Here is a 14,245-nt window from a genome sequence, read left to right as displayed (position 1 = left end):
GCCTAGACTGGTAAGAGGGCGAGCAGTGCAGCCGCCGTCAATTTTCCCGCAGTAGATACCGAATTGAGTAATAACGCATGTCTGAAACCACAGGCAACACCGCTGTTCGCAGCGACCTCCGCAACGTAGCCATCGTGGCCCACGTTGACCACGGAAAAACCACCCTGGTCGACGCCATGCTGAAGCAGACCAACTCGTTCGCTGCGCACGGAGACGTCGCCGACCGCGTCATGGACTCGGGTGACCTCGAGCGCGAGAAGGGCATCACCATCCTCGCGAAGAACACCACGGTGTTCTACGACGGCCCCTCCGCCAAGGGCGAGACCATCACCATCAACGTGATCGACACCCCGGGCCACGCCGACTTCGGCGGCGAGGTGGAGCGAGGCCTCTCCATGGTCGACGGCGTCGTCCTCCTCGTCGACGCCTCCGAGGGCCCGCTGCCCCAGACGCGCTTCGTGCTCCGCAAGGCCCTCGCGGCCAAGCTCCCCGTCATCCTGCTGGTCAACAAGACCGACCGCCCGGACTCCCGCATCGAGGAGGTCGTCAGCGAGTCGATGGACCTCCTCCTCGGCCTCGCGTCCGACCTCGCCGACGAGGTCCCCGACCTCGACCTCGACCTGATCCTCAACGTGCCCGTCGTCTACGCCGCGGCCCGCGTCGGTGCCGCCTCGATCGAGCAGCCGGCCAACGGCTCCGCACCGGCCAACGACAACCTGGAGCCCCTGTTCCAGACGATCATCGAGCACATCCCCGCGCCCCGCTACAACCCGAACGGCGTCCTGCAGGCGCACGTCACCAACCTCGACGCCTCGCCCTTCCTCGGCCGCCTCGCGCTGCTGCGCATCTTCAACGGCACGCTGCGCAAGGGCCAGCAGGTCGCCTGGGCCCGCCAGAACGGTGAGCTGAAGACCGTCAAGATCACCGAACTCCTCGCCACCAAGGCGCTGGACCGCGTGCCCACCGATTCCGCCGGACCCGGCGAGATCGTCGCCGTCGCCGGCATCGAGGGCATCACCATCGGGGAGACGCTCACCGACGTCGACAACCCGCAGCCGCTGCCGCTGATCACCGTCGACGACCCCGCGATCTCGGTCACCATCGGTATCAACACCTCGCCGCTCGCCGGCAAGGTCAAGGGCGCCAAGGTCACCGCCCGCCAGGTCAAGGACCGCCTCGACAAGGAGCTGATCGGCAACGTCTCGCTCCGCGTCCTGCCCACGGCCCGCCCCGACGCCTGGGAAGTCCAGGGCCGTGGTGAGCTGGCACTCGCCATCCTCGTGGAGCAGATGCGTCGCGAGGGCTTCGAGCTGACCGTCGGCAAGCCGCAGGTGGTCACGAAGACGATCGACGGCAAGATCCACGAGCCGATGGAACACATGACCATCGACGTCCCCGAGGAGTACCTCGGCGGGGTCACGCAGCTCATGGCCGCCCGCAAGGGCCGCATGACCAACATGGCCAACCACGGCACCGGCTGGGTCCGCATGGAGTTCATCGTCCCCGCCCGCGGCCTGATCGGGTTCCGCACCCGCTTCCTCACGGACACGCGCGGCGCCGGCATCGCGGCCTCGATCTCCGAGGGCTACGAGCCGTGGGCCGGCGACATCGAGTACCGCACCAACGGCTCGATGATCGCCGACCGCTCCGGCGTCGTCACCCCGTTCGCGATGATCAACCTGCAGGAACGCGGCTCCTTCTTCGTGCAGCCCACCTCCGAGGTGTACGAGGGCATGATCGTCGGCGAGAACTCCCGCGCCGACGACATGGACGTCAACATCACGAAGGAGAAGAAGCTCACCAACATGCGTGCGGCCTCCTCCGACACCTTCGAGAACCTGACGCCCCCGCGCAACCTCACCCTCGAGGAGTCCCTCGAGTTCGCCCGCGAGGACGAGTGCGTGGAGGTCACCCCCGAGTCCATCCGCATCCGCAAGGTCATCCTCGACGCCAACGAGCGCATGCGCGCCTCGCGTTCGCGCGCCCGGGCCTAGTCCCGACGGGAACGTCAGCACCATGGCCTACGACGACGCCGGTCCTCCCCCTGCCGGGGAGGGCCGGCGTTCGCCGTTCCCGGTGCCATCTCCCGACACCCCGCGGCGCGGTGCCGCGATCGCCGGCGCCGTGGCGGCAGGGGTGGCGGCAGGGGTCTTCGGGACGGCCCTGCACGCGCACGTGCTCTTCGTGGGCGGGGCTGCCCTCCCCGTCGGGGCGGCGGCCGCCCTGGTGCTGGCGGGCAGCCTGTTCCTGCTGTGCGGTCTCTGGGCGCGGAACGTGATGATGACGGCGGTGGCGGGCGCCGTCGCGTACGGGATCGTGGGGCTCCTCTCGCGGTCGTCGAAGACGCTGATCGTCACCGGATCCTCGACGGTCGCCCCGGGGACGGCGCTCGCGGGGAATCTCTGGCTCTTCGGCGTGCTCGTCGTGACGCTCGCCGCGGTGGTGCGGGCTGTCGCCGTGCTCCGGCCACGCCGGCGACCCTAGGAAGCGGCCGGACTCAGTCGGCCGTGCGGTCGAGGTGGTGGGCCAGCATGACGGAGGTCGCCGTGCCGTCCTCGTCGGGCCCGCGCCGTGCGTAGTCCTCGAAGACCGCGCGGATGCGCCCCATCATCTCCGTACGGTGCTCGTCGTTGAGCCGGACGCCGACGCGCCAGACGTCGATCTCCGACGGCTCGAGGCCCTCGATCTCCTGCAGGAACGTCTCGACGAGGGCGGGCGCCGAATGCGGCACGCGGCTGGTGCGCGACAATCCGGTGGCGCGGTAGGGGATCTCCTTCGCCCCGCGGTTGCCGACGCGGGTGTCCTCGGCGGCAAGGAATCCCGTGGTGAGCAGGGTGCGCACGTGGTGGAGCGTCGTCGCCGGGTTGAGGCCCAGGGCCTCCGCGATCTCCTTGTTGGTCCTCGCCCTGTGCAGGCACAGCCGCAGGATACGGAGCCTGACGGGAGAGCTGAGCGCCCGACCCCGGGCCTGGAGATCCTCGTCTGAGTCCATGCGCCGATTGTACGGGAGATCGCCTGCGGGATTGGCAGGTCCCAATCACTGAGTCGGGCAGGCGACCGCCGGCCATCCTCGTCGGACCTTGCCATCCGGGCCGATCGGTGATTCGGTAGCGGGACTGCATCACGTGAGCATCAGGGGGACGGTATGGCCGATGTCAGGACGTGGGAAGTCGTTCTGCGATGGGGGATCATCCTGGGGGCCGTCGCGGTGACGGTGCTGCTGGTGAGCCCGGTGATCATCGCCAACGTCGGGACGACGATCGTCGAGGGGGCATCGGCTGCCTCGACGACGGTGACGGTGCTCGTGTCGATGCTCCCCACCGTGCTCCTCCCGTTCTCCGCAGCCCTGGTGGGCGCGGCGCTGGTGATGCGCCACGCCGAGGCCCTCGCATCAGCGGCGTCGGGCGTGGCCGCCCGGGAGCCCGGGGACTGACAGGGTCCGCGGAGCGGACGCGGTCACCGCCTCCGAGGCGCGCGGCGTGGGGGTGCCGGCGGCACCGGCCGGGCCGCGGTGACGTCGGCGAGGCGCACGACGTCGTCGCCCCTGCGGGTCCGCACCGTACAGGTGGTCCCGTCGATGGCGACGAGGTCGCCGAGCGAGTCCGTGAACCCGGTGTCCACGCGACGCCGGACGACGACCCTCGTCCCCAGGGGGAAGGAGGCGAGGAGGGATGCGGGTGTCTGCACGCCTCAAGGGTAGGCCCCGGCGGGACCCTGCGGGCGACGGGGCCGCGGAAGCCCCGGTGCTGCCGGGACGGGCCGTTGCGTTAAGCTGGAATCCGCACCGCGGGTGCGTCAGCCCGACCCCAGTCACCAGGAAAGGCGTGGGAAGTGACCTACGTAATCGCGCAGCCATGCGTGGATGTCAAGGACAAGGCCTGTATCGAGGAGTGCCCTGTCGACTGCATCTATGAGGGCGAGCGGTCGCTCTACATCCACCCCGACGAGTGCGTGGACTGCGGCGCGTGCGAGCCCGTGTGCCCGGTCGAGGCGATCTACTACGAGGACGACACCCCCGAGCAGTGGGCCGAGTACTACAAGGCCAACGTCGAGTTCTTCGACGACCTCGGCTCGCCCGGCGGCGCGGCGAAGGTCGGCAACACGGGCTTCGACCACCCCATCATCGCCGTCCTGCCGCCCCAGAACCAGCCCGCATAGGTGGCGGCCGGGGAGCCGAAGCCGTTCGGCCTGCACCTGCCCGACTACCCGTGGGACGCGCTGGTGCCCTACCGGAAGACCGCCTCCCGCCATCCCGGGGGCCTGGTGGATCTGTCCATCGGCACCCCGGTGGACCCGACGCCGGACCTGATCCGGGCGGCACTCGCCGCCGCCGCCGATGCGCACGGCTACCCCACCACCCACGGCACGGCGGCACTCCGTGAGGCGATCAGCGCCTGGTTCGCACGGCGCAGGGGAGTGCCGGGGCTCGACCCCGCGGACATCCTGCCGACCGTCGGCTCCAAGGAGCTCGTCGCGTGGCTGCCCCTGCTGCTGGGACTGGGCGAGGGCGACGTCGTCGTCCGGCCCTCCGTCGCCTACCCCACGTACGACGTCGGTGCCCACCTCGCGGGGGCGACGCCGGTCGCTGCCGACTCCCTCGCCGACCTTCCCGGGGACGTGCGGGCCCGCGTCCGCCTGGTGTGGATCAATTCGCCCGGCAATCCGACGGGGGAGGTGCTCGACGTCGAGGGCCTGCGGACCGTCGTCGACGACGCCCGTGCGCTCGGCGCGGTCGTGGCGTCCGACGAATGCTACGGCGAGCTGGGCTGGGGCCGCTGGGACCCCGCGGAGGGCGGCGAGCCCGTGCCCAGCGTGCTCGACCCCCGGGTGTGCGGCGGATCCCACGAGAACCTGCTGGCCGTCTACTCGCTGAGCAAGCAGTCCAACCTCGCCGGCTACCGGGCCGCGTTCACGGCCGGGGACCCGGTGATCGTCGCGAACCTCGTCAACTCCCGCAAGCACGCGGGGATGATCGTGCCGTACCCCGTGCAGGAGGCCATGCGGGTGGCACTGGGGGACGACGCCCACGTGGCCGCGCAGAAGGACCTGTACCGTCGTCGTCGTGCCCTGCTCGTCCCGGCCCTCGAGGCCGCCGGCTTCACGATCAGCGGCTCGGCGGCCGGACTGTACCTCTGGGCGTCGAACGGAAGCCCCACTTGGGACACCATCGACAGGCTGGCCGGACTCGGGATCCTCGCGGGCCCGGGAACGTTCTACGGCGAGGCCGGGCACGGCTTCATCAGGATGGCCCTCACGGGGAGCGACGAGCGGATCCGGGCCGCGGTGACGCGTCTCGCGGACGCTCCGCGCTGAGACGCGGTGGTCGTCCGTGCCGTCGACTTCCGGAGGGCAGCAGGATTAGCGATCGGGGGCCCGCTGACGGTAGCGTTTGGCGTGAATGTGCTGAGCCCGGGGGCCCTCGTGCGAAGCGATGATTTGTGGCGATGACCGCGCTCCAGCTCCTGAAGGAGAATCAATGACCGAGCAGAATGCCTCACTGCACTACGGCGACGGCGAACTCAGCCTGCCGCTGGTACGCGCAGCCGAGGGCAACCACGGCTACGACGTGTCGAAGCTGCTGAAGCAGACGGGCCAGGTCACCTTCGACCCTGGCTTCATGAACACCGCGGCTACCACCTCGGCCATCACCTACATCGACGGCGATGCGGGGATCCTGCGGTACCGCGGGTACCCGATCGAGGAGCTCGCGAAGAACTCCAGCTTCCTCGAGGTCTCCTACCTCCTGATCTACGGGAACCTGCCGACGCCCGAGGAGCTGACCGCCTTCGACGGCCGCATCCGCCGGCACACGCTCCTGCACGAGGAGCTGAAGGGCTTCTTCGGCGGCTTCCCCCGGGATGCGCACCCGATGCCCGTGCTGTCCTCGGCCGTCTCCGCGCTCTCCACGTTCTACCAGGACTCGCTCGACCCGTTCGACGACGAGCAGGTGGAGCTCTCCACCTTCCGCCTCATGGCGAAGCTGCCGGTCATCGCGGCCTACGCGCACAAGAAGTCCATCGGCCAGCCCATGCTGTACCCGGACAACTCCATGAACCTGGTGGAGAACTTCCTGCGGCTCTCCTTCGGCCTGCCCGCCGAGCCGTACGACCTCGACCCGCTGATGGTCAAGGCGCTGGACCTCCTGCTCATCCTCCACGCCGACCACGAGCAGAACTGCTCGACGTCGACCGTCCGCCTCGTGGGCAGCTCCAACGCGAACATGTTCGCGTCCGTCTCCGCGGGGATCAACGCGCTCTTCGGCCCGCTGCACGGCGGCGCCAACGAGGCCGTGCTGAACATGCTCCGCGACATCAAGGCCCAGGGCATGCAGCCCGAGGACTTCATGGAGAAGGTCAAGAAGAAGGAAGACGGCGTCAAGCTCATGGGCTTCGGGCACCGCGTCTACAAGAACTACGACCCCCGCGCGAAGATCGTCAAGGCCACGGCCCACGACATCCTCAGCAAGCTGGGCGGCAACGACGAACTGCTCGACATCGCCATGCGGCTCGAGGAGAAGGCCCTCGCGGACGACTACTTCATCGAGCGGAAGCTGTACCCGAACGTGGACTTCTACACGGGTCTGATCTATAAGGCCATGGGCTTCCCGGAGAAGATGTTCACCGTCCTGTTCGCCATCGGGCGCCTCCCGGGCTGGATCGCCCAGTGGCGCGAGATGATGCAGGACCCGCAGACGAAGATCGGCCGTCCGCGCCAGCTGTACACGGGTGAGGGCGAGCGCCACTACCCCGCGAACTGACCCCGGCTCCCACCCGGACGAACGGCGGCCGCCCACCTCCAGGAGGTGGGCGGCCGCCGTCGTTCCGTGCCGGGCGGGTCAGTTCCCGCCGGCGGTCGCGTAGCCCTGCGGGTTGTTCTTCTGCCAGCGCCAGTGGTCCTCGCACATCTCCGCGAGGGTGCGGGTCGCGGACCAGCCGAGGTCCGCGAGGGCGGACGACGGGTCGGCGTAGCTGACCGCGGCGTCGCCCGGCCGGCGGGGAGCGAACTCATAGGGGATGTCGCGGCCCACCGCGGCGGAGAAGGCCCGGAGGACCTCGAGGACGGAGGAGCCGTTCCCCGTCCCGAGGTTCCAGGTGTGCACGCCGCCGCGGGCCACGAGGTAGTCCAGGGCGGCGAGGTGGCCCTCGGCCAGGTCCACGACGTGGATGTAGTCGCGGACCCCGGTGCCGTCCGGCGTGGGGTAGTCGTTGCCGAAGACCAGGACCTTCTCGCGGCGGCCCACCGCCACCTGCGCCACGAACGGCAGGAGGTTGTTGGGGATGCCCGTGGGGTCCTCGCCGATGGTGCCCGAGGAGTGTGCGCCCACGGGGTTGAAGTACCGCAGCAGCGCGATGTTCCAGCGGGGGTCCGCGGCACCGAGGTCCGTCAGGATGTCCTCGATCTGCTCCTTCGTGCGCCCGTAGGGGTTCACCGCGTCGAGGGGAAGCTTCTCGGTCAGGGGCACCTCCTCGGAGGCGCCGTAGACGGTGGCCGACGAACTGAAGACCAGGGTCCGTACGCCGGCGTCGTCCATGGCCCGCAGCAGGTTCAGGGTGCCGCCGACATTGTTGTGGTAGTAGTACAGCGGCTTCTCCACGGACTCGCCGACGGCTTTCAGGCCCGCGAAGTGGATGACGGCGTCGACCTCCTCCTCGGCGAAGATGGCGCGCAGCCGGGGTTCGTCGAGGAGGTCGGCCCGGTGGAAGGTCGGCGTGCGGCCGGTGAGGGCGGCGACCCGTTCGAGCGAGGTCTCGGTGGAGTTCAGCAGGTTGTCGACGACGACGACGTCGTGGCCGTGGTCGAGCAGGGTCAGGACGGTGTGCGAGCCGATGTAGCCGCTGCCACCGGTAACGAGTATTTTCACGCTTTCATCCTAGGTGCATCCGCGCGGGTGGGACGTGATGCGACCGGCCCGGCCCCCGGACGGCGGCGGGCCGCCGTGGCCGATGCCGCCCATGCCTCTGGAGCCGTCGGGATCCTGGGATTACTGTAGACGTGAACCCGACCGGCTCCGAAGGAGGCCCATGTCGCACGCCGAATCCGGCTACAGCGCATACTTCACGGTGGACACCTCGGAGGTGCTGCTCGTGGCGCTGTACCTCAGGGACTGCGCGGGGCTGCAGGGCACGGGCCTGCCGGCGCTGCCGCCCCTGCTCCCGGCGGTACGCAGGGTCGAGACACGGCGCCTGACCGGGCCCGTGGGCGGACGGGCGACGCTGCGCGTGGAGTGGGAGGCGTGGTGGCACAGCCTGCTCGCCCACCGCGTCGGGGACGCGGTCCTGCCGCTGCCGCCATCGTTCGAGGCGCTGGACGGCATGGCGGGGCTGAAGGCCCTCCTGCGCGCGCACTTCGGCACCGCGATGGCGTGGGCGGCGGAACGGTGCGCCGAGTACGCCCTTCGCGTGGGGTCCAGGGGGGTGGACAGCATGGACCGCCTGCTCGGCCGGATGATCCAGGAACGGGAACTCGAGCTGGAGCGGCCGGCCCGCCCCTTCATGCTCGAGGTCATCGAACTGCCCCTCGGCGGTGAACGGGCCTGGTGGGTGGAGCCGGACAAGCTCCTGATGAGCCAGGACCTGTTCGACGACGAGCGGTCCTTCCGCAGCTACGTGGAGCCGATCATCAGGGTGCTCGCCTGAGCCCCTGGCCGCCATGCGCCGTGCCTCAGGGTGTGGCCCCCGCGACGGTGATGGTCACCGCCCCGGTCTCGGTCGTCGTCGACGACCAGCCGCCGTCCGCGCGGACCCATTCGAGGCCGGAGAACGCGACCGAGGTGATCTGCAGGGCGGACGCGTTCGCCACCGCCCACTGCGCGACGGCCCAGCCCCTGACGTCCGCGGCGTCCAGCGTGAGGCGGGTCCCGTCCGCCGTCCCGCCGAGCGGACCGAAGACCTCCTCGGCCGCGATCGAGACGGCGAGCGGGTCGCCGTCGGCGGAGGGCTCGCGGAGGGTGCAGTCCAGGGCGGCGGGGGAGTGGCCCGTCAGCGCGGAGGCGAACGCCCGGCCCTCCGGCTCGTGGTCGGCGTACGCCGTCGGGTAGGCGGAGCGCTGGACCGTCTGCGCGGCCTCGGTGACCGGCAGGCTCTCGTACCCCGGGATCCTCACCAGGGCGTCGTAGAAGGCCCCCGCGGCGTAGAGGGGCGTCATGACCTGCTCCTCCGTCCCCCAGCCCTGCGAGGGACGCTGCTGGAACAGCCCGCGGGAGTCCGGTCCGGCGTCGTCCCCGTAGTCGATGTTCTCCAGCCGGGACTCCTGGATCGCCGTCGCGATGGCGATCGACGCCGCACGGGCCGGCAGCGCCCGGTTCACGGCGACGCCTGCGATGAGGGCGGCGTTGCCGGCCTGCTCCGGGGTGAGCTCGAAGGTGTCCGCCCCCACCGTCGCGCTGCACCGCTCCTGCACCAGGACCTCGCTCTCGTCCAGCTGGCGTACGGCGACGGCGGTACCGCCCACCACGACGACGGCGAGCCCGGTGAGCATGGCGCCGGTACGGAGCTGTCGCCGCCGTCGTCGGACGGCAGCCGACGGGGGCCGCGGGGACATGCGCTAGTTCGCGTGCAGGGCGGGGTTGAGGGCGATGCCCTCGCCGCTCCGGGGACGGGCTTCGACGGCGCCCGTGGCGGAATTGCGCAGGAAGAGGATCCCGGCCTCCCCGGAGAGCGTCGTGGCCTTGACCAGCGACCCGTCCTGCAGCGTCACCTTCGTGCCCGCCGTGAGGTAGAGCCCGGCCTCGACGACGCAGTCGTCGCCGAGGGAGATCCCGACGCCGGACTCGGCGCCCAGCAGGCACCGCTCGCCGATGGTGATGCGTTCCTTCCCTCCGCCGGAGAGCGTCCCCATGATCGACGCCCCACCGCCGATGTCCGAACCGTTCCCGACGACGACGCCCGCCGAGATGCGCCCCTCGACCATGGAGTGGCCGAGGGTGCCGGCATTGAAGTTCACGAAGCCCTCGTGCATCACGGTGGTGCCGTCGGCGAGGTGGGCGCCGAGACGGACGCGGTCGGCGTCGGCGATCCGGACGCCCGCCGGGACCACGTAGTCGACCATGCGCGGGAACTTGTCGACGCCGTGGACGGCCACCGGGCCCCTGGCGCGCAGCGCGGCCCGCACCGTCTCGAAGCCGTCCACGGGAGCCGGCCCGTGGTTGGTCCACACGACGGTCGCCAGCAGGCCGAAGATGCCGTCGAGGGAGATGGTGTTCGGCCGGACGAGCCGGTGGGACAGGAGGTGGAGCCTCAGGTAGGCGTCCTCCGTCCCCGCGGGGGCGTCGTCGAGGTCCACGACCAGGTCGACGACCCGCTGCGTGACACGCCGCGCGTTGTCGACGCCGGACTCCGCGAGGGCCTCGAGCGTGTCCCGCAGGCCGGCCGCGGCGTCGATCGTGGGCTCGCCGATCCAGGGGGCGGGGTACCAGGTGTCCAGGACGGTGCCGTCGGAGGCGACGGTGGCGAGGCCGAGGCCGCCGGCCGGCCGGCCGGGAGCGGACATGGACGAGCTGGGCGTGGGAGGAGTCATGGGCGCAAGTCTACCGAGCGATAGTGTTGCAGCATGATGCCCACCCCCTCCACGACACTCGACCTGAGCTCCGACGTGGCCCACCTGACAGCGCGCCTCCTCGACCTGGAGAGCGTCTCCGGCAACGAGGCGGGCATCGCGGACGCCATCGAGCAGGCCCTGCGGCGGCTGGACCACCTGGAGGTGGTGCGCGACGGCGACTGCGTCATGGCGCGGACCGGCCTCGGACGATCAGAGCGGGTCATCCTGGCCGGGCACATCGACACGGTGCCCCTTCCGACCGTCCCCGGCTCGCGGGGCACCGTGCCGTCGGCGTGGGACGGCGACGTCCTGTACGGGCGCGGAGCCACCGACATGAAGGGCGGCGTCGCCGTGCAGCTCGCGCTCGCAGCGGCCCTCACGGAGCCCTCGCGCGACATCACGTTCATCTTCTACGACCACGAGGAGGTCGAGGCCTCCCTCAGCGGTCTCGGCCGGGTCGCGGCGTCCTACCCCGAGTGGCTGACGGCGGACTTCGCGGTGCTCCTGGAACCGACGGACGGCACCGTGGAGGGCGGCTGCAACGGCACCGCGCGGTTCGACGTCCGGATCGCCGGCAAGGCCGCGCACTCGGCGCGTGCCTGGCGGGGCGTCAACGCGATCCACGGCGCCGCCGAGGTCCTCGTCCGCCTCCGGGATCACACGCCGGCCACCGTCCACGTGGACGGCCTGGACTACCGGGAGAGCCTCAACGCGGTGACGATCACCGGCGGCACCGCCGGCAACGTCATCCCGGACAGCACGGTGATCGAGGTGAACTACCGCTTCGCCCCTGACAAGACGCCGGAGCAGGCCGAGGAGTACGTCAGGACGCTGCTCGAGGGGTTCGACGTCGAGCGGACCGATGCGGCCGCCGGAGCGCGCCCGGGGCTGCAGCACCCCGCGGCGGCCGCGTTCGTCACAGCCGTGGGCGCGGACCCGAAGCCCAAGTACGGCTGGACCGACGTCGCGCGCTTCAGCGCCCTCGGGGTGCCGGCCGTCAACTTCGGTCCGGGCGACGCGCTCCTCGCGCACACGGACGACGAGCACGTGCACACCGACGCGATCCGCGCGTGCCTGGGCGCCCTGGTGACCTGGCTGTCCTGACCGGCGTCGCCGCAGCGCACCGCCTGAACGACGAAGGACCCGGCCTGTCCGCCGGGTCCTTCGCCGTCGAGGGTGCAGGAACGGCTCAGGTGGAGGCGGGATCCATGGCGATGGCTTCCTCCGCGGCGGGCTTGCGTCCCTTGGTCCTGAAGCTCAGGAGGACGGAGAGTCGCGTCGCGAGGGTGGACAACCCGAAGTTGATGATGATGAAGATCGCGGCGGCGACCATCAGCGACGGGATGATGTTGCCCTCGCCCACGCCGAGCCGGCGCATGTACTGCAGGAGCTCGGGGTAGGTGATGATGAAGCCCAGCGCCGAGTCCTTGAGGATCACCACGAACTGGCTGATCAGGGCCGGCAGCATGGCGATGAGGGCCTGCGGCACCTCGATGCTGCGCAGCGACTGGCTGGCCGTGAGACCGATGGCCATGCCGGCCTCGCGCTGGCCCGTGGGCAGGCCCTGGACCCCGGACCGGACCAGTTCCGCGATCACGGAGCCGTTGTAGAGCGTGAGGGCGACGACCACCGCGATGAACGGTGCGTCCTGGGGCGGCACGGCACCCGAGCTGCCGAGCGCCAGCCAGAAGAAGATCATCATGAGCAGCACGGGGACGGCACGCAGGAACTCGACGACGACGCCGGCGACCCACCGGGCGGGCGTCAGGTGCGAGAGCCGGCCGACGCCGAAGATCAGGCCGAACACCACCGAGGTGACGATGGCGATCGCGGCAGCCTTCAGCGTGTTGGCGAGCCCCGGGAGGATGAAGAACTCCCAGGTCCTCGCCTCGAGGAAGGGCGTCCACATGCTCGCCTCGAGCTGTCCCTTCTCGCCCAGCGTCGCGATGATCCAGGCGAGGATGCCGAGGACGATCAGCACTCCGACGATGTTGCCGATCAGGATGTTCCGGCGTGCGCGCGGACCTGGCGCGTCGAAGAGGACCTGCTGCGCGCTCATCGTGCCACCGCCAGTTTCCGTGAGGCCCAGGTGGTCAGCAGTCCGATCGGGATCACCAGGATCACGAAACCGAGGGCGAAGGTGAGGAAGATCGGGATCACGAGGTCGGAGCGGAACTCGATCATGGTCTTCATGAGGCTCGAGGCCTCGGTGGCCACCGAACCCGCAGCGGCGACCGTCGAATTCTTGATGAGGGCGATGAGCACGTTCCCCAGGGGTGCGATGGCGCCGCGGAAGGCCTGGGGGAGGATGATGAGGCGCGCCGCCGGCAGGAAGCTCAGGCCGATGGCCCGTGCAGCCTCGGCCTGTCCGAGCGGGACGGTGTTGACGCCGCTGCGGATCGCTTCGCACACGAAGGCCGCGTGGTACACGGACAGGCCCACGATGGCGATGCGGAACAGGCTGGCATTCAGGTCGGCCGCCAGGCTGATCTGCATGACGGAGAACAGCCCGAGGAAGCCGAAGGCCAGGATGATGGTCAGCGGCGTGTTGCGGAAGATGTTGACGTACGCTGCACCGAACCACTGCAGGCTCGGGATGGGGGAGATGCGGAACAGGGCCAGCACCGTGCCGATGATGAGCGCGCAGATGGCGGCCCAGAACGACAGTTGGATGTTGACCCAGAACGCGGCGAGCACGTCGTAGGTCTCGAACAGCGACAGGTAGTCCTCCACGGTTCACCTCTTTCCTGGTGGGGACATGGCATTGGCGGGGCGGTCCGGGCGGACCACCCCGCCAATAGGGGTGATGCTAGGCGCAGGGCTCCGGCGTGGGCGGGTTCAGCTCCGCGTTGTAGGTGTAGTCGGCACCCTCGGTGTTGCTGGTGATCGCTTCCTCCCACGACCCGTCACCGATCATCTTGGTGATCGCCGAGTTGATGTCCCCGCAGCGGTCGCTGCCCTTGGGCAGGCCGACCCCGTAGTTCTCCTCGGAGAAGGTGTTGCCGACGACCTTGAACTTGCCCGCGTTGGCTTCCTGCGCGGCGAGGCCGGCGAGGATGATGTCGTCGGTGGTGACGGCGTCGATCTGGCCGCCGCCCATGGCCGTGACGCACTCGGCGTAGCCGGGCTGCTCGACGAGCTGCACGCCCGGGTACTGGTCCTTGATCTTCTGGGCCGACGTCGAGCCCGTGACCGAGCAGAGGTTCTTGCCCTCGAGGTCCTCGGGGCCGGTGATGTCGCTGTCCGTCGGGACGAGGAGGTCCTGGCCGGCGACGAAGTACGGTCCCGCGAAGTCCACGGTCTCCTTGCGGGTGTCGGTGATCGAGTAGGTCGCGAAGATCATGTCCACCTGCTCGTTGGCCAGCAGGTTCTCGCGGTTCGCGGACGGCGCCTCGACGAACTCGATGTTCTCCTCGGACACCCCGAGCTCGGCCGCCACGTACTTCGCGACGTCGACGTCGAAGCCGGAGTAGGACCCGCCCTCGTCGTAGCCGAGGCCCGGCTGGTCGAACTTGATGCCGATGCGGAGGGTCTCGCCGCCGCCCTCGCCGCCGCCGCCGCCTTCACTCTCGGGGCTGTCGCCGCCACCACAGGCGGACAGCGTGAGTGCTGCTACGGCAGCCACTGCGGCTGCTGCATATCGGGTCTTTCGCATTGGTTCTCCTTGCGTCGCGGCCTCGGGAGGCCCTCGTGGGTTCTGGTGATGCGG

At 70.1% G+C, this 14,245-nt stretch carries 16 protein-coding genes; 8 read left to right on the top strand and 8 right to left on the bottom strand.

Annotated elements, in window-relative coordinates; genetic code table 11:
* Positions 1-77 precede the first annotated feature (77 nt).
* Together typA and AC4D2F_RS05590 are read left to right on the top strand one after the other, a co-directional pair.
* Positions 78-1,994, top strand: coding sequence for a translational GTPase TypA (gene typA / locus AC4D2F_RS05595; protein WP_104166055.1), 1,917 nt, complete (start codon positions 78-80; stop codon positions 1,992-1,994).
* A 22-nt stretch (positions 1,995-2,016) separates the two neighbouring features.
* On the top strand, positions 2,017-2,484 hold the full coding sequence (locus AC4D2F_RS05590; RefSeq protein ID WP_490909791.1) for a hypothetical protein: 468 nt from the start codon (positions 2,017-2,019) through the stop codon (positions 2,482-2,484).
* Between the two features lie 13 nt (positions 2,485-2,497).
* Here the strand turns inward: AC4D2F_RS05590 and AC4D2F_RS05585 are convergent, their stop codons facing one another.
* Positions 2,498-2,992 carry an ArsR/SmtB family transcription factor gene (locus AC4D2F_RS05585; RefSeq protein ID WP_104166051.1) on the bottom strand — a complete coding sequence of 165 codons (495 nt, stop codon included), beginning with the start codon at positions 2,990-2,992 and terminating at the stop codon, positions 2,498-2,500.
* A gap of 153 nt (positions 2,993-3,145) precedes the next feature.
* Between AC4D2F_RS05585 and AC4D2F_RS05580 the strand changes: the two genes are divergently transcribed.
* Complete coding sequence (locus tag AC4D2F_RS05580; protein WP_104166049.1) at positions 3,146-3,433, top strand: hypothetical protein; 288 nt, start codon at positions 3,146-3,148, stop codon at positions 3,431-3,433.
* Positions 3,434-3,456: 23 nt separating this feature from the next.
* On the opposite strand, the gene AC4D2F_RS05575 is transcribed toward AC4D2F_RS05580, so the two are convergent.
* A complete protein-coding gene (locus tag AC4D2F_RS05575) occupies positions 3,457-3,687 on the bottom strand; it encodes a putative acetyltransferase (protein WP_104166047.1) in 231 nt (76 codons plus the stop codon).
* 144 nt (positions 3,688-3,831) lie between these two features.
* On the opposite strand from AC4D2F_RS05575, the gene fdxA reads away from it, so the two are divergent.
* The 3 genes from fdxA to AC4D2F_RS05560 all read left to right on the top strand — a co-directional run bounded on the left by fdxA (position 3,832) and on the right by AC4D2F_RS05560 (position 6,757).
* On the top strand, positions 3,832-4,158 hold the full coding sequence (gene fdxA, locus AC4D2F_RS05570; RefSeq protein WP_043440973.1) for a ferredoxin: 327 nt from the start codon (positions 3,832-3,834) through the stop codon (positions 4,156-4,158).
* Positions 4,159-5,313 (top strand): succinyldiaminopimelate transaminase, encoded by a 1,155-nt coding sequence (gene dapC / locus AC4D2F_RS05565; RefSeq protein WP_104166045.1) that lies wholly within the window; start codon positions 4,159-4,161, stop codon positions 5,311-5,313.
* Positions 5,314-5,476: 163 nt separating this feature from the next.
* Entirely contained in the window at positions 5,477-6,757 is a 1,281-nt protein-coding gene (locus AC4D2F_RS05560; protein WP_490909790.1) for a citrate synthase, read from the top strand.
* A gap of 78 nt (positions 6,758-6,835) precedes the next feature.
* On the opposite strand, the gene galE is transcribed toward AC4D2F_RS05560, so the two are convergent.
* Complete coding sequence (galE, locus tag AC4D2F_RS05555; RefSeq protein ID WP_490909789.1) at positions 6,836-7,861, bottom strand: UDP-glucose 4-epimerase GalE; 1,026 nt, start codon at positions 7,859-7,861, stop codon at positions 6,836-6,838.
* Between the two features lie 160 nt (positions 7,862-8,021).
* Here galE and AC4D2F_RS05550 point away from each other — a divergent pair, with 160 nt between their 5' ends.
* Entirely contained in the window at positions 8,022-8,636 is a 615-nt protein-coding gene (locus AC4D2F_RS05550) for a hypothetical protein (protein WP_490909788.1), read from the top strand.
* A 25-nt stretch (positions 8,637-8,661) separates the two neighbouring features.
* Here AC4D2F_RS05550 and AC4D2F_RS05545 read toward each other — a convergent pair whose 3' ends face one another.
* Positions 8,662-9,540, bottom strand: a complete 879-nt coding sequence (locus tag AC4D2F_RS05545) for a hypothetical protein (RefSeq protein ID WP_258069746.1) — start codon at positions 9,538-9,540, stop codon at positions 8,662-8,664.
* A gap of 3 nt (positions 9,541-9,543) precedes the next feature.
* Entirely contained in the window at positions 9,544-10,515 is a 972-nt protein-coding gene (dapD, locus tag AC4D2F_RS05540; protein ID WP_490909787.1) for a 2,3,4,5-tetrahydropyridine-2,6-dicarboxylate N-succinyltransferase, read from the bottom strand.
* A 33-nt stretch (positions 10,516-10,548) separates the two neighbouring features.
* On the opposite strand from dapD, the gene dapE reads away from it, so the two are divergent.
* Positions 10,549-11,640 carry a succinyl-diaminopimelate desuccinylase gene (dapE, locus tag AC4D2F_RS05535; protein ID WP_490909786.1) on the top strand — a complete coding sequence of 364 codons (1,092 nt, stop codon included), beginning with the start codon at positions 10,549-10,551 and terminating at the stop codon, positions 11,638-11,640.
* A gap of 85 nt (positions 11,641-11,725) precedes the next feature.
* On the opposite strand, the gene AC4D2F_RS05530 is transcribed toward dapE, so the two are convergent.
* The 3 genes from AC4D2F_RS05530 to AC4D2F_RS05520 form a co-directional block, all read right to left on the bottom strand.
* Entirely contained in the window at positions 11,726-12,595 is an 870-nt protein-coding gene (locus tag AC4D2F_RS05530; protein WP_490909785.1) for an amino acid ABC transporter permease, read from the bottom strand.
* Positions 12,592-13,269, bottom strand: coding sequence for an amino acid ABC transporter permease (locus AC4D2F_RS05525; protein WP_104166029.1), 678 nt, complete (start codon positions 13,267-13,269; stop codon positions 12,592-12,594). The genes AC4D2F_RS05530 and AC4D2F_RS05525 overlap by 4 nt, the downstream gene beginning before the upstream one ends.
* Before the next feature lie 76 nt (positions 13,270-13,345).
* Complete coding sequence (locus AC4D2F_RS05520) at positions 13,346-14,191, bottom strand: glutamate ABC transporter substrate-binding protein (protein WP_104166027.1); 846 nt, start codon at positions 14,189-14,191, stop codon at positions 13,346-13,348.
* Positions 14,192-14,245: the final 54 nt, after the last annotated feature.

The sequence above is a fragment of the Arthrobacter sp. TJ-263 genome, assembly GCF_058269155.1.
Note: the sequence above shows the minus strand (reverse complement) of the source record. Positions and strands in the feature narration are given on the sequence as shown.